This is a genomic window from Sphingomonas sp. Leaf25, assembly GCF_001421635.1.
Taxonomy (GTDB): Bacteria; Pseudomonadota; Alphaproteobacteria; order Sphingomonadales; family Sphingomonadaceae; genus Sphingomonas.
In genome coordinates, this window is record NZ_LMKU01000001.1 from 91,659 (window position 1) to 111,175 (window position 19,517).

The 19,517-nt window shown below is 70.5% G+C and carries 18 protein-coding genes; 11 read left to right on the forward strand and 7 right to left on the reverse strand.

Annotated features, from left to right (window positions below; translation table 11 throughout):
• The coding region (locus tag ASE78_RS19300; protein ID WP_235514823.1) for a hypothetical protein at nucleotides 1-201 on the forward strand (201 nt) is incomplete at its 5' end.
• 39 nt (nucleotides 202-240) lie between these two features.
• Here ASE78_RS19300 and ASE78_RS00450 read toward each other — a convergent pair.
• Complete coding sequence (locus ASE78_RS00450; protein WP_056491851.1) at nucleotides 241-945, reverse strand: c-type cytochrome; 705 nt, start codon at nucleotides 943-945, stop codon at nucleotides 241-243.
• A gap of 116 nt (nucleotides 946-1,061) precedes the next feature.
• Here ASE78_RS00450 and ASE78_RS00455 point away from each other — a divergent pair, with 116 nt between their 5' ends.
• Complete coding sequence (locus tag ASE78_RS00455; RefSeq protein WP_056491853.1) at nucleotides 1,062-1,952, forward strand: prephenate dehydratase; 891 nt, start codon at nucleotides 1,062-1,064, stop codon at nucleotides 1,950-1,952.
• 84 nt (nucleotides 1,953-2,036) lie between these two features.
• On the forward strand, nucleotides 2,037-2,702 hold the full coding sequence (locus ASE78_RS00460) for a hypothetical protein (RefSeq protein ID WP_056491856.1): 666 nt from the start codon (nucleotides 2,037-2,039) through the stop codon (nucleotides 2,700-2,702).
• Between the two features lie 57 nt (nucleotides 2,703-2,759).
• Here ASE78_RS00460 and nudC read toward each other — a convergent pair whose 3' ends face one another.
• The 3 genes from nudC to ASE78_RS00475 are packed head-to-tail and all read right to left on the reverse strand — an operon-like array spanning nucleotide 2,760 to nucleotide 5,985.
• On the reverse strand, nucleotides 2,760-3,629 hold the full coding sequence (gene nudC, locus ASE78_RS00465; RefSeq protein WP_056491859.1) for an NAD(+) diphosphatase: 870 nt from the start codon (nucleotides 3,627-3,629) through the stop codon (nucleotides 2,760-2,762).
• On the reverse strand, nucleotides 3,626-4,957 hold the full coding sequence (locus tag ASE78_RS00470; protein ID WP_056491862.1) for a serine hydrolase domain-containing protein: 1,332 nt from the start codon (nucleotides 4,955-4,957) through the stop codon (nucleotides 3,626-3,628). The genes nudC and ASE78_RS00470 overlap by 4 nt, the downstream gene beginning before the upstream one ends.
• Nucleotides 4,951-5,985 carry an A/G-specific adenine glycosylase gene (locus ASE78_RS00475; protein WP_056491865.1) on the reverse strand — a complete coding sequence of 345 codons (1,035 nt, stop codon included), beginning with the start codon at nucleotides 5,983-5,985 and terminating at the stop codon, nucleotides 4,951-4,953. The genes ASE78_RS00470 and ASE78_RS00475 overlap by 7 nt, the downstream gene beginning before the upstream one ends.
• 28 nt (nucleotides 5,986-6,013) lie before the next feature.
• Between ASE78_RS00475 and ASE78_RS00480 the strand changes: the two genes are divergently transcribed.
• From ASE78_RS00480 to ASE78_RS00495, 4 genes are all read left to right on the forward strand, one after another.
• Complete coding sequence (locus ASE78_RS00480; protein WP_055761856.1) at nucleotides 6,014-6,547, forward strand: DUF721 domain-containing protein; 534 nt, start codon at nucleotides 6,014-6,016, stop codon at nucleotides 6,545-6,547.
• The gene (locus ASE78_RS00485) at nucleotides 6,547-7,368 is read left to right on the forward strand and encodes a thioredoxin domain-containing protein (protein ID WP_056491868.1); all 822 of its coding nucleotides are present in this window, start codon (nucleotides 6,547-6,549) and stop codon (nucleotides 7,366-7,368) included. The genes ASE78_RS00480 and ASE78_RS00485 overlap by 1 nt, the downstream gene beginning before the upstream one ends.
• Before the next feature lie 26 nt (nucleotides 7,369-7,394).
• Nucleotides 7,395-8,123, forward strand: coding sequence for a thioredoxin domain-containing protein (locus ASE78_RS00490; RefSeq protein WP_056491871.1), 729 nt, complete (start codon nucleotides 7,395-7,397; stop codon nucleotides 8,121-8,123).
• 109 nt (nucleotides 8,124-8,232) lie between these two features.
• Nucleotides 8,233-11,640, forward strand: coding sequence for a chromosome segregation SMC family protein (locus ASE78_RS00495; RefSeq protein ID WP_056491874.1), 3,408 nt, complete (start codon nucleotides 8,233-8,235; stop codon nucleotides 11,638-11,640).
• A 308-nt stretch (nucleotides 11,641-11,948) separates the two neighbouring features.
• Here the strand turns inward: ASE78_RS00495 and ASE78_RS00500 are convergent, their stop codons facing one another.
• Together ASE78_RS00500 and ASE78_RS00505 are read right to left on the reverse strand one after the other, a co-directional pair.
• Entirely contained in the window at nucleotides 11,949-13,058 is a 1,110-nt protein-coding gene (locus ASE78_RS00500; RefSeq protein WP_056491877.1) for a glycosidase, read from the reverse strand.
• Nucleotides 13,055-13,345: a chorismate mutase gene (locus ASE78_RS00505; protein WP_055761872.1), complete on the reverse strand. Its 291-nt coding sequence runs from the start codon at nucleotides 13,343-13,345 to the stop codon at nucleotides 13,055-13,057. The genes ASE78_RS00500 and ASE78_RS00505 overlap by 4 nt, the downstream gene beginning before the upstream one ends.
• 218 nt (nucleotides 13,346-13,563) lie before the next feature.
• Between ASE78_RS00505 and ASE78_RS00510 the strand changes: the two genes are divergently transcribed.
• Nucleotides 13,564-14,577: a polyprenyl synthetase family protein gene (locus ASE78_RS00510; protein ID WP_056491880.1), complete on the forward strand. Its 1,014-nt coding sequence runs from the start codon at nucleotides 13,564-13,566 to the stop codon at nucleotides 14,575-14,577.
• Between the two features lie 121 nt (nucleotides 14,578-14,698).
• Nucleotides 14,699-15,106, forward strand: coding sequence for a hypothetical protein (locus ASE78_RS00515; protein ID WP_055761878.1), 408 nt, complete (start codon nucleotides 14,699-14,701; stop codon nucleotides 15,104-15,106).
• Between the two features lie 138 nt (nucleotides 15,107-15,244).
• Here the strand turns inward: ASE78_RS00515 and ASE78_RS00520 are convergent, their stop codons facing one another.
• Entirely contained in the window at nucleotides 15,245-15,796 is a 552-nt protein-coding gene (locus ASE78_RS00520; RefSeq protein WP_056491883.1) for a YkgJ family cysteine cluster protein, read from the reverse strand.
• Between the two features lie 178 nt (nucleotides 15,797-15,974).
• Here ASE78_RS00520 and ASE78_RS00525 point away from each other — a divergent pair, with 178 nt between their 5' ends.
• Both ASE78_RS00525 and ASE78_RS00530 read left to right on the forward strand, forming a co-directional pair.
• On the forward strand, nucleotides 15,975-17,267 hold the full coding sequence (locus ASE78_RS00525; RefSeq protein ID WP_268795673.1) for a dicarboxylate/amino acid:cation symporter: 1,293 nt from the start codon (nucleotides 15,975-15,977) through the stop codon (nucleotides 17,265-17,267).
• 70 nt (nucleotides 17,268-17,337) lie between these two features.
• On the forward strand, nucleotides 17,338-18,831 hold the full coding sequence (locus tag ASE78_RS00530) for a family 43 glycosylhydrolase (protein ID WP_056491886.1): 1,494 nt from the start codon (nucleotides 17,338-17,340) through the stop codon (nucleotides 18,829-18,831).
• Nucleotides 18,832-19,517: the final 686 nt, after the last annotated feature.

Genomic DNA, 19,517 nt, shown 5'->3' on the forward strand with positions numbered 1-19,517 from the left:
TGGCTAATTGACATTCCGTCGACCGTGACGCCAGCAAAAACCGTTTCCGTCACCCCGGACTTGTTCCGGGGTCCACCTGGCCGCGAACGCTGTCGCTGGTGCCTCGAACGGCATCAATCGCTGCGCTATGGACCCCGGAACAAGTCCGGGGTGACGAAGGAGCGTGGTGTTTCCGACTACGGACTGCACCGGAAGCGCTGAATGTCGATCGTCCCTGGTTCAAACGGGCCGGATCAGAGACTACCGCCCCTTCTTCGCCGCCTGTTCCGCCGCCGCCGGATCGACCGAGGGCGCGCCCGATGCCGGGGTCGCGGCATTCACCACATCGGCGCTGTCCGCCGGCTTGCCTTCGTCGGCCACATTGCCCTCGGGCGCGGCGGCATTGGCCTCCGCGCCTTCGGCCGGCGCTGCACCGGCGGCCGGCGCGGCGGGCAGCGGCAGGTTCGACCCCTGCGAATTGAGATAGGCGATGACGTTCGCCCGGTCCTCGGCGCTGCCAAGGCCCGCGAAGGTCATCTTCGTCCCCGGCGCATATTTGCGCGGGGACGTCAGCCACGCATTCATCGCGTCGAAATCCCAGTTGCCCGCCACCCCGGTCAGCGCGCCCGAATAGGCGAAGCCGGGAATATGGCCGTGCTTCTTGCCGAGCACGCCCCACAGGTTCGGGCCGATGCCGTTCGCCCCGCCCTGGTTGACGGTGTGGCACGCGGCGCATTTCTTGAAGACCTCGGCACCCTTGGTCACGTCGGCGCTCGCCAGCAGCGTCGCGATCGGCACCGCCGCCGCCGCACCGCCGCCACCGGCCTCGACCGCGCCCTCGACCGGATAGCCGGGCTTGTCGGGCGCGCCGCTATGGAAGATCATGCCACTGGCGATGGTCAGGCCGAGGGCGGCGGCGCATCCGGCCAATACCCAGCCTGCGATCGTGTTCGTCCGGTCGTCCATGCGCTCAGCCGTCTCGCCTAATGGTGCTTATCTTTGGCCCATGCTTATACGGCAGCATCCGGCACTGGCAAGACAGGGTTGCCGATCCGGGCGACGACGGAGTATCGCGCCCACCCATGTACAAATATGCCGCCCCGGCGCGCCCGCTGGTGGCGCAGATGACACAGGCCGCCGCCCGCGAACCGCACCGCGCCGTCGCGTTTCAGGGCGCGCCCGGCGCCAATTCGCACGTCGCGCTGGCGCAGGCGTTTCCGCAAGCCTTGCCGCTCCCCTGTTTCGGCTTCGCCGACGCGATCGACGCGGTGCGTAACGGCGCGGCCGACTGCGCGATCATTCCGATCGAAAATTCGCTGCACGGCCGCGTCGCCGACATGCACTTCCTGCTGCCCGATTCGGGGCTGGTCATCACCGGCGAACATTTCCTCCCCATCCGCCACGCGCTGCTGGGCTTGGGACCGATCGAGGCGGTGAAACAGGCGATGAGCCACGAACAGGCGCTGGGCCAGTGCCGCCGCTGGCTGACGGCGCGCGGGATCGAACCGGTCGCGCATCCCGACACGGCGGGCGCGGCGGCCTCGGCGGCGGCGATCGGCGATCCGGCGGTCGCGGCGCTCGCCCCCCCGGCGGCGGCCGGCCTCTACGGGTTGCGGGTGCTGGCCGACGACATTGCCGATGCCGACCACAACACCACCCGCTTCGTCGTGCTGGCCCGCAGCGCGCCCGACGATCTGCCCGCCGGCCCGTGCATGACGACGCTGATGTTCGAGGTGAAGAACGTGCCCGCCGCGCTGTACAAGGCGATGGGCGGCTTTGCGACCAACGGCGTCAACATGACCAAGCTGGAAAGCTACCAGCCCGCCGGCAGCTTCGCCGCGACGCAATTCTTCTGCGACATCGAAGGCGCACCGGGCGAACCGCATATCGACCGCGCGCTCGACGAACTGCGCTTCCACAGCAAATGGGTCCGCCTGCTCGGCAGCTATGCCCGCGCCCGCGCCCGGGGCTGACATACACCATTTGGAGTATGTGCGCCCGCCGCCGATCTATCCTAGGATGACAGCGCACGAGCGCGGCCAATCTGGGGGTGGAACATGGGGACGACATATCGGCTGGTCGCGGCGGCGATGGCGCTGGCGACGGCGGGAAGTGCTGCGGCATCGGAACGAAGCTATCGCGCCGATGCGAATGCGACGCGCAGCGTCGATCTCTCGCTCTGCACCAACCGGGTCTATGTGAAGGTGAAGGGCGATGGCGACACCGACCTCGACTTCACCATCACCGACGATCGCGGCAACGTCGTACACCGCGACTTCGATTCGACCGACCTTACGTTCGTGACGCTCACGCCGCGCATCGACGGCGGCTGCGCGAGCTATGCGCTGAAGGTCCAGAACCGTGGCAGCGTCTACAATAATTTCGTCGTGACGATCGAGGATCGCGGCACCACCGCCTCCACCACGACCACGGCGGCCAACACCGGGCAGAACCGGCGGATCGCGATCCACAACCATACGGCGGAGGCGTTCCGCAAGCTCTACTGGTCGAACACCGCCGAAACGACCTTTCCGACGACCAACCGCCTCGGCACGAGCCCGATGAACGCGGGCAGCAACCGCAACTTCGACGTGAACGACGGCAGCGGCGCCTGCCATTTCGACTTCAAGGTCGAGACGGCCAGCGGGCGCAGCTATACCAAGAGCGACATCAACGTGTGTACCGAATCCTCGATCGAGTTCGGCACCGAATTCTCGCACTGAGCCATCCTCCGGGGGCAGGCCGTCGCAATAGCGCGCAAACCAACGGCCGGCCCCCGCTCAAACGGCGGCGGCATCTCCGTCGAGCCATGCCCTGAGCAGGCTGTGCGCGATCGCATAGGCAGGCGGCGCGAGGAACGGCGCACCGTCCTCCCCCGCCAGCGCCGCGCGAACCCCGGCGCGGTCGACCCACATCGCGTCCTCCAGCTCCTGTCCGTCGATCGCCAGCGTGGGCGCCGTGGCGGTCGCGATACAGCCGATCATCAGTTGCGACGGGAACGGCCATGGCTGGCTCGCGACATAGCGCACCGCCGCCACCCGTACCCCGGCCTCCTCCATCACCTCGCGCGCGACCGCTTCCTCGATCGATTCGCCCACTTCGACGAACCCGGCGAGCGTCGAATAGCGCCCGGCCGGCCACGACGGCTGCCGTCCGAGCAGCACCCGCCCGTCATGCTCGACGGCCATGATGACCACCGGATCGGTACGCGGAAAATGCTGCGTCGCGCAGGTCGCGCACGCCCGTGCCCAGCCGCCGCGCACGACCGTGCTGCGGCTCCCGCAGCGCGCGCAGAAGCCGTGGCGGCCATGCCAGTCGACCAGGCTGCGCGCGATGCCGTACAGCGCGACCTCGTCCCCCGGCAGCTCCGCCAGCGCCGCCATCAGCGCGGGCGACCGCATCGCCGGCTGCGTCGCATCGCCCGCTCCGGCGACGAACAGCGGCGCTCCGTCCAGCGCGCCCAGCCACAGCGCGTCACCCCGTGCCGGATCCATCGGCGTCAGCGCCAGCCGCCCGTCCTCGATCGACGGTTCCAGATTGCCCAGCACCAGCAGCCGCGCCGCCGGATCGGCGAGCGCGGCGGCGAAGGCAGCGGGATCGTCACGCTCGTGATCGCCACGGACCAGCCGCGCCGCGGTAAAGCCGATCATCGGACCGGCTGCGCCAGATCGCTCGCCAGCGCCCTGACCAGATCGGTCCGCAGCGGCCAGCGGTCCGCCGGGAAATAATTGACCATGACGGTGCCGCGCAGCCGCCGCGCCGGATCGACGAACGCGATCGTCCCCGCCGCCCCGCCCCAGCCATAGGTGCCCTTGGCCGGACGGCCGGGCAGCGATTCGAGATACACCGATCCGCCCGCGCCGAAGCCCATCTTCGGCCCCGCCTCACCGCCGGTCCCGCCATCGACCCCGCCGAAGGTCACGCCGTCGGGCAGCAGGTTCGACATGCCCAGCGCCACCGTCTCGGGCTTCATCACCCGCCTGCCGTCCAGCGTGCCACCGTTCAGCAGCATGTGGAGGAACCGGTCGTAATCGCGCGCCGAACTGACCAGCCCCGCGCCGCCATAGGGAAAGCTCGGCCGCTGGAGGAACACCGAGGTCGCCGCCGGATCGACCGGGATCATCGTGTCGCCGGCAAAGGCATAGTTGGTCGCCAGCCGCGCCTTCGCGCTCTCGGGCACCTGAAACCACGTCGAGGTCATGCGCAGCGGACCGAACATCCGCGTCTGCAGGAACCGCTCGAACGGCATGCCGCTCGCCACCTCGATCACCCGGCCCAGCACATCGAGGCCGATCGAATAGCTCCATGTCGTCCCCGGATCGGCGATCAGCGGCAGGCCGGCGACGCGGTTGGCGAATTCCTCGAGCGACGTCGGTCGCGCCTTCGCCATCGCCACCTCGGCCTGCGCGTTGACCGACGCCGGGATGATGCCCAGCCGCTCATATTCCTTGAGGAGCGGCCCCTTGGTGACGATGTTGTAGCCAAGGCCAGCGGTATGCGTCAGCAGGTGGCGCACCGTGATCGGCCGCGCCGCCGGACGGCTGGCGAGCGAGGTGGCGGGATCGGTCAGCACCCGCATGTTTTTGAACGCGGGGATAAAGTCGCCGATCGGCTGGTCCAGCTTCAGCTTGCCGTCCTCGACCAGCATCATCGCCGCCATGCCGGTGATCGGCTTGGTCATCGAATAGACGCGCCACAGCGTATCGGCATCGACCGGCCGCGCGTTGGCATCGGCGGCGGTGCGTCCGGCGGCATGGATACTGGTCCAGTCCGGCCCGCCGACCGCGATGACGATGCCGGGCGCCTTCTTGGTCGCGACATAATCACGCGCCAGCGCCTCGGTCGCGGGCAGGCTGCGCGTCGCTGCCGGGCGGGGTTGGGGGGCATGGGGCGGCGCGGTCTGCGCCGCCATCGGTGTCGCCAGCAGCAGCGCGAGCGACGCAGTCGCCCCGCCCAGTGCCCGGATTGTCGTCAGCATCGCATTCCCTCCACCAGCGGCACGGCCCGCGCGAACAGCGTCGGCAGCCCGGCGGCGGCGATTGCCGCCACCGGCCACCATTCGCCGTTCAGACCTTCGGGTGCTGCATCCGCCACCATGACGGTGCAGGCAAGATCGAAATGGGTGAAGCCGTGGCGCACCACCCCCACGGTGCGCCACGCGCCCTCGAACGGCGCGCCCGCCGTCCCCGGCGGCACATCCTCCCACGGCCCGGTCGGCAACGCGCGCATCCCGCCCAGCATCCCCTTGTCGGGCCGCCGCACCAGCAGCACCGCGCCGTCGCGCTCGGCCCAGAACAAGGTGCCGTGGCGCTGCGGCTTCGCCTTCTTCGCCGCCTTGACCGGATAGGCATCGGGCGTACCGGCGGCATGCGCGGCGCAGGCCATGCGCAAGGGGCACAACAGGCATTTGGGGCTGCGCGCGGTACACACGCCCGATCCCAAATCCATCATCGCTTGCGCGAAATCCCCGGCGCGCGCGTCGGGGGTGATCGAATCGGTCGCTACGCGGATCGCCGGACGCGCACCGGGCAGCGGCTGCGCTATCGCGAACAGCCGCGACACCACCCGCTCGACATTGGCGTCGACCACCACCGCGCGCCGGCCGAACGCGATCGCGGCGATCGCGGCGGCGGTATAATCGCCGATGCCGGGAAGCTTTCGCAGTTCGCTTTCGCTATCCGGCAGATGCCCCAGCGCCGCCACCACCCGCGCACATTTCAGCAGGTTGCGGGCGCGTGCATAATAGCCAAGCCCCGCCCACGCCGCCATCACCTCGCCGTCATCGGCCGCCGCCAGCGCCGCGAACGACGGCCAGCGCGCGCTCCACGCATCGAAATACGGCCGGACCGTCGCGACCTGCGTCTGTTGCAGCATCACCTCGGACAGCCACACCCGATACGGGTCGGGCGGCGGCGATCCCGGCGGCTCACGCCATGGCAGGCTACGATGATGCCGGTCGTACCAGTCGAGCAAAAGATCGGCGACAGAGAGATGCTTGGCGTCCACGCCGGCTCTATGGCATGGGTCGGCGACAATGACGACGCGCACCCGCCCGCACCCGACGATTCCCGAACCCCGCCGCCGGGGGACCATGCGCCCGGTCAGCGAGCTGCTGCCCGACATCGGCGGCACCGCGTTCCGCAAGTTCGGCTTCGTCCAGTCGGCGGTGGTCAGCCGCTGGGGCGAGATCGTCGGCGATCGTTTCGCCCGCGTGTCGGCCCCCGAATCGATCCGCTTCCCGCCGGGCAAGCGCGCCGACGGCGTGCTGACGCTCACCGTGTCGGGCGCGCACGGCACGATGATGCAGCATATCGCGCCCGAGATCATGGAACGGGTCAACCGCTTCTTCGGCTATGGCGCGGTCGCCCGGCTCCAGTTCCGCCACGGCGAGGTCCGCCCGCGCCGCGCGCTGCCGCCCCGGCGCGAGGCACCGGTGATCCCGGCCGACATGGGCGACAGCCTGCGCGACATCGCCGACCCCGAACTGAAGGCGGTGCTGACCGCGCTCGCCGGCGCGGTCGCCGCCCCCCCGCCCCCCGCCATTCCGATTCTGGGCAAGGTTCGCTGATGCGTATCCTCCTCCTCGTCTTCTCGTTCCTGCTGGCGCTCGTCGGCCTGCCGCACGGCACCGCCCATGCCGCACCGCGCGCCGGGGCGATCGACATCATGTCTTTCCCGGACAAAACGGTTCGGACTGGCCGTATGGCGGACGAAATCACGCTTACCGAATGGCTTCTGGGCCTGCCGCACGGCATCGCCAATGCCGCGCCGCGCGCCGGACAGGCCCGCGACTGGACGACCAATGTCGTCTTCACGCCCGAAGGCCGAGTGCAGGTCGGCAATCCGGCGGCGAAGGTCACGCTCACCGAATGGCTGAGCTACACCTGTTCGCACTGCGCCGACTTCGCCGCCGAATCGAAGGTCGAGCTGCACGCGCTGATCCGCTCGGGCAGGGTGCGCGTCGATTATCGCACGATGCCGCGCGACGCGCTCGACCTTGCCGCCGGGCTGCTGGTGCGCTGCGCCGGCCCCGCCAAATTCCTCCGCCTCCACGACGCGGTGTTCGCCGGACAGAAGGCGATGCTCGATCGGGCGCAGGCGTTCGCCGCCACCCCGCCCGCGCAGCAACCGACCGCGACGATCGGCGCGCGGCTGATACAACTGGCCGACGCCACCCCGCTGCGCGCCATCGGCCGGGCGGCGGGCGTCACCGACGCCGCCTATACCGCCTGCCTGAACGACGACGCCGCGCAGAAGCGCGTCATCGCCGTCGCCGAAGCGGCGCAGACCGCCAATATCGCGAGCACCCCCAGCTTCGAGGTGAACGGCCGCCGCGTCGAGGCGCACGGCTGGGCGGCATTGAAGCCGCAACTCGTCGCCACCCGTTAGACTGTCAGCAAAAGAGTATCGCCCCCATGCGTTTCCTCCCTCCCCTGCTCGCGCTCGTTGCCCTGTCGGCCTGTGGCGGCGGTGACGCCACCGGCAACGCCACCACCGCCACTCCGGTCGCGGGCGTCGCCGCGCCTGCCGGCAAGTCATGGACCGAAACGGTCGCGGTCACGCCCGAGGGCGGCTATCGCATCGGCAACCCCGACGCGCCGATCAAGCTGGTCGAATATGGCTCGCGCACCTGCCCGACCTGCGGCGCCTTCGCGCGCGAGGGCAACGAACCGCTCATCGCCAACTATGTCTCGACCGGCAAGGTCAGCTTCGAATTCCGCGACTTCGCGGTCCATGGCGCGCCCGATCTCGCCGCCGCCGTGCTCGGCCGCTGCAACGGCACGGCCACCTTCTTCCCGCTGCTCGAAGCAATGTATCAGGACCAGTTGGCGACGCTCGACCGGATGCAGGCGATTCCGCAAGCCGAACAGGCCCGGCTCCAGTCGATCCCGCCGGTGCAGGCGATCGCCGGCTGGGCCGATGCGGCGGGCTTCGTCGATTTTGTCAAGCAGCGCGGCGTCCCCGAAGCCAAGGCGCGCGAATGCCTGCGCGACCAGAAGCTGATCGATCAGGTGGTCAAGATCACGGAGGAAGGCGGCGCGACCGTCACCGGCACCCCCACCTTCCTCATCAACGGCGAAAAGGTCGAGAACGCCGTACAGTGGAAGGACATCGAAGCCGCGCTGAAGGGCGCCGGCGCCTGAGCGTACCGACTCCCCTCCCTGACAAGGGAGGGGTCGGGGGTCGGTCGGTCGGCGAGGAACGGTAACGCCCGCCCCGGCCGCCGCCGCCGGGGGAGGGGAAAAGCGAGAGATGGCCACCGCAACCCCCGCCCTCACCATCCGCCGGCTGCGCCTCACCGGCTTCAAGAGCTTCGTCGATCCCGCCGAACTGGTGATCGAACCCGGCCTGACCGGCGTCGTCGGCCCCAACGGCTGCGGCAAGTCCAACCTCCTCGAAGCGCTGCGCTGGACCATGGGCGAGAACAGCGCGAAATCGCTGCGCGGCGCGGGGATGGAGGATGTCATCTTCGCCGGCACCGCCACCCGCCCGCCACGCGACTTCGCCGAAGTCGCGATTCTGGCGGAGGATGCGGCGGGCGACGAGGTGGAGATCGTCCGCCGGATCGAGCGCGGGGCAGGCTCGGCCTATCGCATCAACGGCCGCGACGTGCGCGCGAAGGATGTCGGCCTGCGCTTCGCCGATGCCGCGACCGGCGCGCATTCGCCCGCATTGGTCAGCCAGAACCGCATCGGCGCGGTCATCGCCGCCCGCCCGTCCGAACGCCGCGCGATGCTCGAGGAAACGGCGGGTATCGCCGGCCTCCATGTCCGCCGCCGCGATGCCGAAGCCAAGCTGCGTGCCACCGAAGCCAACCTCGAACGCTTAGGCGAACTCCTCGCCGAACAGGACGTGCGCATCGCCGCGCTGCGCCGGCAGGCGAAGGCGGCGATGCGCTACCGCGAACTGACGGCCCGCATCCGCGTCGCCGAAGCGCGCGCGCTCTACGCCCGCTGGCGCGACGTGGCGGCCCGCGCGGATGCCGCGCGCGCCGCTGCCCGCGCCGCCGACGCCGCCGTCGTCGCCGCCCATGCCGCGCACGAACAGGCCGCCACCGCGCAGACCCACGCCACCGCCACCCTCGTCGCCGCGCGCGCGAGCGCGCAGTCGCTCCACGCCCGCCTGTCCGACGCGCAGCACGCCCGCGACGCCGCCCAGGCCCGCCTTGCCAGCGCCACCCGCCGCGTCGCCGACCTGACCGCACAGGCCGATCGCCTCACCGCCGACCACGCCCGCGAATCGCTGCTGGCGCAGGATGCCGCCGCCGCCATCGCCCGCCTCACCGACGAAGCCGACCGCCTGACCGAAGCGCTTGGCCATGCCCGCACCCGCCGCCCCGCGCTCGACGCAGCCCTCGCCGCCGCCGAACGCGATGCGCTGACCGCCGGCGAGGCGCATGCCGCCGCGCTCGCCGCGCAAGCCGCCGAAACCGCCGAGGCCCGCGTCGCCACCGCCGCGCACGATGCCGCCCGTGCCCGGCTCGACCGCGCCGAGCGCGACGCCGCGCGCCTCGCCGCCGAAGCCGCCACGCACCACCCGCTCGGGCCCCTGCTCGCCGACCGCGATTCGGCGCATGCAACGCGCACCGCCGCACTCGCCGCCGCCGGCGATGCCCGCGCCGCCATCGTCCGCGCCGACGCTGACGATCGCGCCGCGCGCGACGCCCGCGCCACCGCCCAAGCCACCCGCGCCGCCGCCGCCGCCGAACTGGCCGCCGCCGATGCCGAGATCGCCGCGCTCGACCGCGCGCTGCGCCGCCCGGGCACCACCCGGCTGATCGACACGATCCGGGTCGAGCCGGGCTATGAACGCGCGCTCGCCGCCGCGCTCGGCGACGATCTCGACGCCGGCATCGATCCCGTCGACGACCGCCACTGGGCCGCCGCGCCCGACCCCGCCCCGCCCCCTGCCGGCAGCCTCGCCGCGCATGTCGTCGCCCCGCGCCTCGCCGCACGGCTGGCGCAGGTGCTGCTGGTCGAACGCGACGATGGCCGACCGCTCGCCCTTGGCCAGCGCCTCGTGACCCTCGCCGGCGACCTGCGCCGCTGGGACGGCTATGTCGCCCGCGCCGGATCGGGCGCGGCGGCGGCCGAACGCCTCGCCCGCGCCAACCGGTTGCGCGCGTTGCAGGGTGCCCGCGCCACCCTCGCCGACCGCCGCGACGCCGCCGATTCCGCGCTGAAGACCGCCGACACTGCGATCGCCACCGCGCAGACCGGCCTCACCGCCGCCCGCGCCGCGCTCGACGCCGCCGACGCCGCCGCGCGCACCGCGACCCGTGCCGAGGATCGCGCCATCGCCGCGATCGAACGCGCGCAAGGCCGTGCCGACGACCTCGCCGCCCGCGCCGATCGCATCGCCCGCGACGTGGCCGATGCCCGCGCCGACCTGTCGAGCGCGGACACGATCGTCGCCCACCTCCCCGACGGCACCGTCACCCGCGCCCGCGTCACCGAAGCCGCCACCGCCGCCGACACCGCCCGCGCGAACGTCGCCGCCGCCCGCGCCGCTGCGCTCGCCAACGCCTCCGCCGAGCGCGCCGACCACGCCCGCCTCACCGCCGCCACCAGCGAACGCACCGGCTGGCAGGACCGCGCCGCACAGGCCGCCGGCCGGCTGCGCGAGATCGAGGCGCTCACCGCCACCCTCGCCGCCGACCGCGCGGGCCTCGCCGACCGGCCGCAGCGGCTGGCCGCCGACCTCGCCACCGCCGACCGCGATGTCGCCGCCCTCCGCCCCGCCGCAGCGCAGGCCCACGCCGCCGAACAAGCCGCCGCCACCGACCTGCGCACCGCCGATACCGCGCTCGCCCGCGCGGCCGAAGCGCTCGCCACCGCGCGCGAGGGCCGCGCCGGCACCGCCGCCCGTGCCGAGGCCGACGAACAGCGCCGCCGCGACGCCACGCGCGAATCGGGCGAGCGCTTCCAGTGCCCGCCGGTGCTGCTCCCCGCGACCGGCTTCCCCGCCGCCGATGTCGGCGCGGCCGACACCGAAGCCGCGACCCACGACCGGCTGATCGCCGAGCGCGACCGGATCGGCGCGGTCAACCTGATCGCCGAGGGCGAACTGGCCGAACTGGAGGCGGCGCAAGGGTCGGCGGCCCGCGACCGCGCCGATCTCAGCCAAGCGATCGCCCAGTTGCGCGGCTCGGTCGCGACCTTGAACCGCGAAGGGCGGCAGCGGCTGCTTACCGCCTTCACCGCTGTCGACGCGCATTTCCGCCGGCTGTTCTCGGCGCTGTTTCAGGGGGGGCAGGCCGAACTGGCGCTGATCGATTCGGAGGACCCGCTGGAGGCGGGGCTGGAAATCCTCGCCCAGCCTCCGGGCAAGCGGTTGCAGTCGCTGACCCTGTTGTCGGGCGGCGAACAGGCGCTGACCGCCGTCGCGCTGATCTTCGCGCTGTTCCTCACCAACCCCGCGCCGATCTGCGTGCTCGACGAGGTCGACGCGCCCTTGGACGATGCCAACATCGACCGGTTCTGCGACCTGCTCGACCGGATGGCCGCCGACACCGACACCCGCTACCTGATCGTCACCCACAACGCCGCGACGATGAGCCGAATGCACCGCCTGTTCGGCGTGACGATGGTCGAACGCGGCATCAGCCGGCTGGTATCGGTCGACCTCGGCGGGGCGACGACGCTGGTGGCGAGTTCGTAGAAGCTTCGTTCACGCGGAGAAGAAGTGAAAGTGATGGTCGCGCAGAGGCGCAGAGGCGCGGAGGGGTTGCGTCTGCCGCGATAGCGGCTCTCCCATATCAGGCGGCAGCAGGGGTGAGGCTTCGCCGGATCGGTGACGCCGGCCTTGCTCGAACCTTCTCCGCGCCTCTGCGCCTCTGCGCCTCTGCGCCTCTGCGCGAAAAACCCCTTCCTGCCGCCCCCGCCCCACCAGCCGCCCGTCCAACGCAGCCACCCCGGCCCCCACGCACGCAACCCCTCCGCGTCTCCGCGCCTCCGCGTGAACCAAAACTATCTCAGCAACCGCCCCGACACCCGCGTCAGCCGGCACGCCAGATCCGCCTCCCCCGAAGCCACGATCCAGTCGTCGTCGTCGCGCACGATCCCGGTCGTGAACACCACCGGCTGCGGCAGATACGCCTGATGCGCGATCGGCGCGATCAACGCCGGGGCCGCCTCCAGAACCGGCCGCGTCTCGTCGCGCTCCAGCACCTCCCGCGCATCGGGTGACAGCAGCGCGCGATAGGTGCGATACACCCCGACCGCGCCCTGCTTCTCGACGCCGTGGTACAGCATCATCCAGCCGTCCCGCACCCGCACCGGCGGCGTCCCCCCGCCCAGCTTATACGCCGCCGAGCCCTTCAGCGGCCGCAGCGCCGGTCCGGCGAGCGGCTTCCAGTGCAGCATGTCGGGCGAGGTCGCGAGGTTGATGCTCGGCCCGCTCGCCTCCATGCCATCAGGCGCGGGCACGAACCATGCGTCGGACAGCGGCCGGGTCAGCGTCGCATAGCGCTCGCCCACCCGCCCCTCGAACGGCACCATGTCCTTGTTGCCATGGTCGAGCACGATCCCCTCGCTCGTCCAGTCGAACCCGTCGGCCGAGCGGTACAGCACGGTGCACAGCCGTCCGCCCGACACGCCACACACCGTCATCCAGTAGCGGCCGTCGATCGCCACGATACGCGGGTCCTCGATGCCGTACTGGGCATAGTCCGCCGACGGCTCGACCGCGCGGTCGTAATGCACCGCCACCACCCGCGTGCCATCCCCCGACAGCTCGACCGGCAACAACCACGACAGCGAGGTGAGGCCAAGGAACGGATACGCCCCGCCCTTCAGCGAGAAGAAGCGCGGATCGCTGACATCCGCCGCGCCCGCATCGAACGAATCGAGCGTATAGCCGCCGGGCGTCCAGCGAATCGACCGCACCTTGCCATCCCGGACCGGCTCGACCAGCGCCTCGGCGATCCGCACCAGCAGCAACAGGTTGCCGCCGGGCAACCGCGTCAGCGCCGGATTGAACGCGCCCAGCACATAGGTCGGCTCGGCGATGCCCCGCCGCAGCGGCGATCGGCGAAGGTCGACGTCGTCGGGCGCAAAGACGATCCGGTCGTCGCTCATGCCGCGCCGCCGTCCTGCATCGAGCGGTGATGGCGAATGACCTCGTCGATGATGAAGCGCAGGAACTTTTCCGAGAATTCGGGGTCGAGATCGGCGGCGCGCGCAAGCGACCGCAACCGCGCGATCTGTGCCTCCTCGCGCCCCGGATCGGCCGGCGGCAGTCCCTGTTCGGCCTTGTACCGCCCGACCGCCTGCGTCACCTTGAACCGCTCGGCCAGCATGCAGACGAGCGCGGCATCGATATTGTCGATGCTCTGGCGGAACCGGTCAAGCGTCTGGTCGGGCATGGGGAAGCGTCCTTGGAGTGAGGCGTTTGATCCGCTCACGCGGATACGGTGCCGGCCCGCTCCCCCCTCCCGACCACCCATCGAGGGTACGCTGTGGGTGGCCGGGAGGGGGAGCGGGCCGGCACCGCGTCGACTAACGTCTTTCGCGCCTGCGAAAGCCCCGCGCAACCCCGCCTTTCCCTTGCGTTCGCTGACCCGAGAGGCCACATCGCTGGAACATGACGGCTACCCTCCACCGCCTCGACAAGCGGACCGAACCCTCGCTCGATCCGATGATGGCGCTGGTCGCGGACGATATGAACCGCGTCAACGCGGTGATCCTCGATCGCATGCAGTCGAAGATCCCGCTCATTCCCGAACTCGCCGGCCACCTGATCGCGGGCGGCGGCAAGCGGATGCGGCCGATGCTCACGCTCGCCTGCGCCCGGCTGATCGGCTACGGCGGCACGCGCCACCACCTGCTCGCCGCCGCGGTCGAATTCATCCACACCGCGACGCTGCTCCACGACGACGTGGTCGACGGGTCGGACCTGCGCCGGGGCAAGCGCACCGCCAACATCATCTGGGGCAATTCCGCCAGCGTCCTGGTCGGCGACTATCTCTTCTCCAAATCCTTCGAACTGATGGTCGAGGCGGAGAGCCTCAAGGCGCTGCGCATCCTGTCGGGCGCATCGGCGATCATCGCCGAGGGCGAGGTGAACCAGCTCACCGCGATCCGCCGGATCGACACGCCCGAGGACCGCTATCTCGACATCATCGGGGCGAAGACCGCCGCGCTCTTCTCCGCCGCGTGTCGCATCGCCGCGATCGTTGCCGACCGGTCGGAGGCCGATGAAGCCGCGCTGGACGCCTATGGCCGCAACCTCGGCATCGCGTTCCAGCTGGTCGACGACGCGATCGATTACGTCTCCGACGCCGACACCATGGGCAAGGACGCGGGCGACGATTTCCGCGAAGGCAAGATGACGCTGCCCGTCATCCTCGCCTATGCGCGCGGCAACGAAGAAGCGCGCGGCTTCTGGCGCGACGCGATCTCGGGCAAGCGCGCGTCGGATACCGATTTCGCCCATGCGATCACGCTGGTGCAGGCCAGCCGCGCGGTCGACGACACGCTGGCCCGCGCGCGCCATTACGGCCAGCGCGCGATCGACTCGCTCGGCCGCTTCCCGAACGGCCCGGCCAAGGATGCGATGGTCGAAGCGGTCGAATTTGCGATCCGCCGCGCTTATTGAGAAGTACCGCGATTTCCGTCGCCTGATACGTTGTCGCAACGGATTGGTAACAATACATCCGGCATGATGGTGCCGTTGCCCGCTGTGCGGTCGGGTGACGAAACCCTGTTTCGGAAAACGCATGACCCTGATCCCGATTGCCGACGACCCCGCCTTCGCCGCGGGAATCGACCCCGCGACCCGACGGCTCGACTTCGCGCTGTTCGGCCATTGGGATCTGCCGACCGTGACGCGGTTCGAAACCGCGATCCGCGCGACGGTGGCGCGGCTGCCCTCCCTCGGCATCCGTCCGGGCGATCAGGTCGCGCTGTTCGACACCACCCGCTTCACCGTCCAGTCACCCGACGTGCTGGCGGCGCTCGGCCGCATTGCGTCCGACCCGCGCGTCACCTCGCGCCGCATCGCGCTCGTCCTCGCCAGCGCGCTGCTCAGGATGCAGGCCAAGCGGGCGATGCCGCACCTCGCCTTCTTCGACAGCCGCGACGCCGCGCTCGGCTGGCTCGCCGGCAACGAGCCGCCGCCGGCGTAGAGTCCGATCCATCCACCCCGAAATAAACGTCATCCCAGCGGAGGCTGGGATCTCCCGGGGCTGATGCGCGACAAGCGCCGCGAGAGGCCCCAGCCTTCGCTGGGGCGACGGTTCGATGCAGGTGGATCAAACGCCCTCTTAACCGAACATCCCATAGCGTTCGCGCCACCCCGCCACCTCGCCGCGCAGCGCCGCCGGCGCGGGCGCACCGGACAGGACCAGCGCGGCGACCTCCCGGTCGGGGTGCATCAGCATCTTGCGCGCGCCGTCGCTGAACCACACGGGGACCAGCCCGTCGCACAGCGCATCGAGCACCCGGCCCGCCATGCCGTTCGTGATCGCGTCGCTGCCCGGCATCAGGCGGATGTTGATCGACACCCCCTCGAAGCAATTCTGCGGCTGTCGCACGAAGTTGAGCGACACCAGCAACCCCGACCGGTCGGGCCGTGCCGCGTCGGGCAACGCCGCCACCCGCCGCCAGCCGCAGAACCACGTCCGGCAGATCGTCGGCCGCACCGCATGGATCGCGCAGCCGGCATCGGTCACATGCACGCACGCCACCCCGGCGGGTTTGCTGAATTCAGGGGTGTCCACCGTCAGCACCGAGCAGCAGGCGGTACAGTCGCCGCACTCGCGCCCCGGCAACACCGGCCCCAGCAGCGTGGTTTCCAGATCGGCGGCGCTCGACATCGCCCCCGCCTGCCCCGCCCGGCGGAGCGATGCAAGGGGGCCGGCAATTCCCACGGCACCCATGGGCTTTGAAACAAATGCTTGGGGGCCGCGAAGCGGGTCTGGATTGTCCGTTCCCGCCCGACCCCCGATCTAGCAGGCTTGGCGTGCCCGACGCCGCCGTTCTGGAGCCGCCGCCGTGACACGTTCTTCGTACCGTCTGCCGTCGTTCGGCATCCAGGTCGCGATCGGCATGGGGCTGGGCCTCGCGCTCGGCCTCGTCGCGCGCGAGCTGGGACCGGACAGCGCGCTGGCGACCACGCTCCACACCACCGGGCAAATCTTCGTCCAGTTGCTCAAAGCCCTCGTCCCGCCGCTGGTCTTCACAGCGATCGTCGGCTCGGTCGCGGCGCTGCGCGACCTGACCAATGCCGCGCGCCTCGTCGCGCAGACGCTGCTGTGGTTCGCGATCACCGCGCTGATCGCGGTGTCGATCGGCATCGTGCTGGGCCTGACGCTCCAGCCCGGCCTCCACGCCGGCGTCGACCTCGCGGCGGCCAAGGTGCCGACCACCACCGGATCGTGGATCGATTTCCTGAAAGGACTCGTCCCCGCCAACGTGCTGGGCATCGGTGCGGGCACCATCATCGCCGATGGCGTCGCCACCACCACCGTCTCGTTCAACGTGTTGCAGATCATCGTCGCCGCCGTCGCGATCGGCGCGGCGGCGGTCAGCGTGGGGGAGGCGGGCAGCGCCTTCCTGTTGTTCAACGCCTCGGCGCTCGCCATCTTCCGCCGGCTGCTACGCTGGGTGATCGCGCTCACCCCGATCGGCTCGGCTGCGCTCGTCGGCGATGCGATCGCCCGCTATGGCTGGAGCGCACTGTCCTCGCTCGGCCTGTTCGCCGGCGCGGTTTATCTCGGCCTCGCGCTCGTCCTGCTCGTCGTCTATCCGGCGCTCCTCGCGCTCAATGGCATTTCGCCCGGCTGGTTCTTCCGCCGCGCATGGCCCGCGATCCAGTTGGGCTTCGTCTCGCGCTCGTCGGTCGGTACGCTGCCCTTGACCGAGGAAGTGACCGAACGCGCGCTGGGCGTGCCGCGCAGCTATTCCGCCTTCGCCGTGCCGCTGGGCGCCACCACCAAGATGGACGGCTGCGCCGCGATCTATCCGGCGGTGGCGGCGATCTTCGTCGCGCAGTTCTTCGGGGTCGCGCTCCACGCCAGCGACTATGCGCTGATCGTCGTCGTCTCGGTGCTGGGCTCGGCCGCCACCGCTGGCCTCACCGGCGCGACCGTGATGCTCACGCTCACCCTCTCGACGCTCGGCCTGCCGCTGGAGGGCGCCGGGCTGCTGCTCGCGATCGACCCGATCCTCGACATGGGCCGCACCGCCGTCAACGTTGCCGGGCAGATGCTGGTCCCGACCATCGTCGCCAAACGCGAGGGGCTGCTCGCCGCGCCCGCCGACACTCCGGCAATCACGGCCACCTAACCCACTGTTTTCCTTCGCTCGAACCGGTCCGATCGGCTATCCCCCCGGCGAACTGCCGCCCGGAGGATCGATGCCACCCCTGCTCCCGCTCGCCGCCCTCGCGCTCCTCGCCGCCGCCCCGGCGCTCGGCCAGGGCACGATCCGCAACGACCGTTTCTGGACCGACACCGCCGGCACCCCGGTCTATTCGCAGGGCGGCGGCATCCTCAAGGTCGGCACCCGCTATTACTGGTACGGCGTGAAATATGAGGAAGCGGTCGCCTACGCCCGCGATCCCACCACGCCGCACCCCAACCCCCATTTCGCCGCCGTCACCGTCTATTCCTCCGACGATCTCGTGACATGGCGCTACGAGGGCGACGCGATCAAGGCGGGGGCGGCGGGCGAGCGCTTCCCGCGCGACGCCTGGTTCGGGCGGCTAGGCGTCGCCTATCACGCCGCCACCCGCCGCTACGTCCTCGTCAGCCAGTACGGCGGCAAGGACACCGGCCCCGGCATCGTCTTCGCCACCAGCAAATCCCCCGCCGGCCCGTTCACCTTCGCCCGCCATCAGCCGGTGATCGCCAACGTCTCGACCCCGACCTCGGGCGACCAGACGCTGTTCGTCGACGACGACGGCAAACCGTATCTGGTGTTCGGCAGCGGCGGCAGCCGCCGCGACCTCTATGTCGCCCCGCTGCGGCCCGACTATCTCGGCATCGAACCCGCCACGCGCATCTACACCGCCCCCGGCGCGGGCCGCGAAGGCAATGCGATGTTCAAGCATCGCGGCATCTATTATTTCTGCTCGTCCGATCTTCACGGCTGGAACGCCTCGCGCAGCTACTGCATGCACGCCGACCGGATCACCGGCCCCTATTCGCCCGACCGGCTGCTGGAGGGGACGGCGGCGGATTTCTCGCACGTCTCGCAGAACGGCTTTTTCATCCCCGTCCACGGCAGCACCGGCACGACGATCGTCTATGCCGGCGATCGCTGGAGCGACTTCGCCGGCAACGGCCCCGGCTACAATGTCTGGGTGCCGCTGTCGTTCGACGGGCGCACCCCGCGCTTCCATTCGCTGAGCGAATGGCACCTCGACGCGAAGCGCGGGACGTGGGGTGTCGGCGCGAACAACAATTACGCGCTCAACCCCGGGTTCGAGGCCGACCGGGTAACGCAGACCCAGCTCGCCGGCTGGCAGGTGAGCTGGACCAGCATCAGGGACAACAGCCCGATCGTGAACCTGCGCGACGGCCGCACCGGCCGCTGGGCGCTGACCCTGCCCCACGCCGCCCCCAGCATGGCCACCGCGACGCAGGACGTGACGCTCCCCGACGGCGACTATACCCTGCGCCTCTGGATCAGGAGCAGCGGCGGTCAGAAGGTCGCGCGCGTCTTTGCGGTCGGCCACGGCGGCGCAGAGGTGGCGCAGACCCTGTCCGGCCGCATCGACGAGTGGCGTCAAATCACGCTCCCGACCATCCCGGTCCGCACCGGCCGCGTCCAGATCGGCGTGTACAGCGAAGGGCAGGACAACCAATGGCTCCGCATCGACGACGTGAGTCTGACGCGCAACCGATGACGCCGCCCCCCTGACAAGGATTGCGCTGCGAAGCCCCCGATGATTCCCGAAACCCGGCGCACCCCGGCGGAGGCCGGGGTGCGAGAGAGGCGTTTCGCAGCGGAGTCCCAGGGCCAATCGACATTCCGTCGGCCATGACACCGGCAAAGACCATCTCCGTCACCCCGGACTGGTTCCGGGGTCCACCTAGCCGCGAACGCTGTCACAAGTGCCTCAAGTGGCACCGATCGCGGCACTGTGGACCCCGGAACACGTCCGGGGTGACGAAGGAGGGTGGTGTTTTCGACTACGGACTGCACCGGAATAGCGGAAGGTCGATCGGTCCTCGTCAGCAGGGGAAAGGCCCCGCCATGCGCGCCAGCGCACCGCAAACCGCGATGCAAGGCACGAACGCCGCCCCAAAGCGCACCCGCTCCGCGCCTCCGCGCGAACCAATCCTGCCGTCCCGCAAACGACCGCTGTCCTACAGCGCCCACCCATGGCAGCATGACCGGTCCCGCTCTTTGACCGTCGCGAATCCCCTCAGGTATCCGGTGGCATCCGCGATGGCGATCGTCGCCCGACGATCGCCGAACGAGGCGAAATTGCGGCGAAACCCACCGCACACATCACGCCGTTAGGCAGTGTCTGCATTTGGAGGATTTTCAATCGTCGGTAGTTCTGATTCAAGGCTGGCGAAGGAGCCT

What these genes read in the sequence shown, in the direction of transcription:
- ASE78_RS00470 (WP_056491862.1), bottom strand. Translation starts at nt 4,957, where the DNA reads ATGCTGACGACAATCCGGGCACTGGGCGGGGCGACTGCGTCGCTCGCG.
- ASE78_RS00495 (WP_056491874.1), top strand. Translation starts at nt 8,233, where the DNA reads ATGGCCACCGCAACCCCCGCCCTCACCATCCGCCGGCTGCGCCTCACC.
- ASE78_RS00510 (WP_056491880.1), top strand. Translation starts at nt 13,564, where the DNA reads ATGACGGCTACCCTCCACCGCCTCGACAAGCGGACCGAACCCTCGCTC.
- ASE78_RS00520 (WP_056491883.1), bottom strand. Translation starts at nt 15,796, where the DNA reads ATGTCGAGCGCCGCCGATCTGGAAACCACGCTGCTGGGGCCGGTGTTG.
- ASE78_RS00480 (WP_055761856.1), top strand. Translation starts at nt 6,014, where the DNA reads ATGACGACGCGCACCCGCCCGCACCCGACGATTCCCGAACCCCGCCGC.
- ASE78_RS00490 (WP_056491871.1), top strand. Translation starts at nt 7,395, where the DNA reads ATGCGTTTCCTCCCTCCCCTGCTCGCGCTCGTTGCCCTGTCGGCCTGT.
- ASE78_RS00455 (WP_056491853.1), top strand. Translation starts at nt 1,062, where the DNA reads ATGTACAAATATGCCGCCCCGGCGCGCCCGCTGGTGGCGCAGATGACA.
- ASE78_RS00500 (WP_056491877.1), bottom strand. Translation starts at nt 13,058, where the DNA reads ATGAGCGACGACCGGATCGTCTTTGCGCCCGACGACGTCGACCTTCGC.
- ASE78_RS00450 (WP_056491851.1), bottom strand. Translation starts at nt 945, where the DNA reads ATGGACGACCGGACGAACACGATCGCAGGCTGGGTATTGGCCGGATGC.
- nudC (WP_056491859.1), bottom strand. Translation starts at nt 3,629, where the DNA reads ATGATCGGCTTTACCGCGGCGCGGCTGGTCCGTGGCGATCACGAGCGT.
- ASE78_RS00485 (WP_056491868.1), top strand. Translation starts at nt 6,547, where the DNA reads ATGCGTATCCTCCTCCTCGTCTTCTCGTTCCTGCTGGCGCTCGTCGGC.
- ASE78_RS00505 (WP_055761872.1), bottom strand. Translation starts at nt 13,345, where the DNA reads ATGCCCGACCAGACGCTTGACCGGTTCCGCCAGAGCATCGACAATATC.
- ASE78_RS00530 (WP_056491886.1), top strand. Translation starts at nt 17,338, where the DNA reads ATGCCACCCCTGCTCCCGCTCGCCGCCCTCGCGCTCCTCGCCGCCGCC.
- ASE78_RS00460 (WP_056491856.1), top strand. Translation starts at nt 2,037, where the DNA reads ATGGGGACGACATATCGGCTGGTCGCGGCGGCGATGGCGCTGGCGACG.
- ASE78_RS00515 (WP_055761878.1), top strand. Translation starts at nt 14,699, where the DNA reads ATGACCCTGATCCCGATTGCCGACGACCCCGCCTTCGCCGCGGGAATC.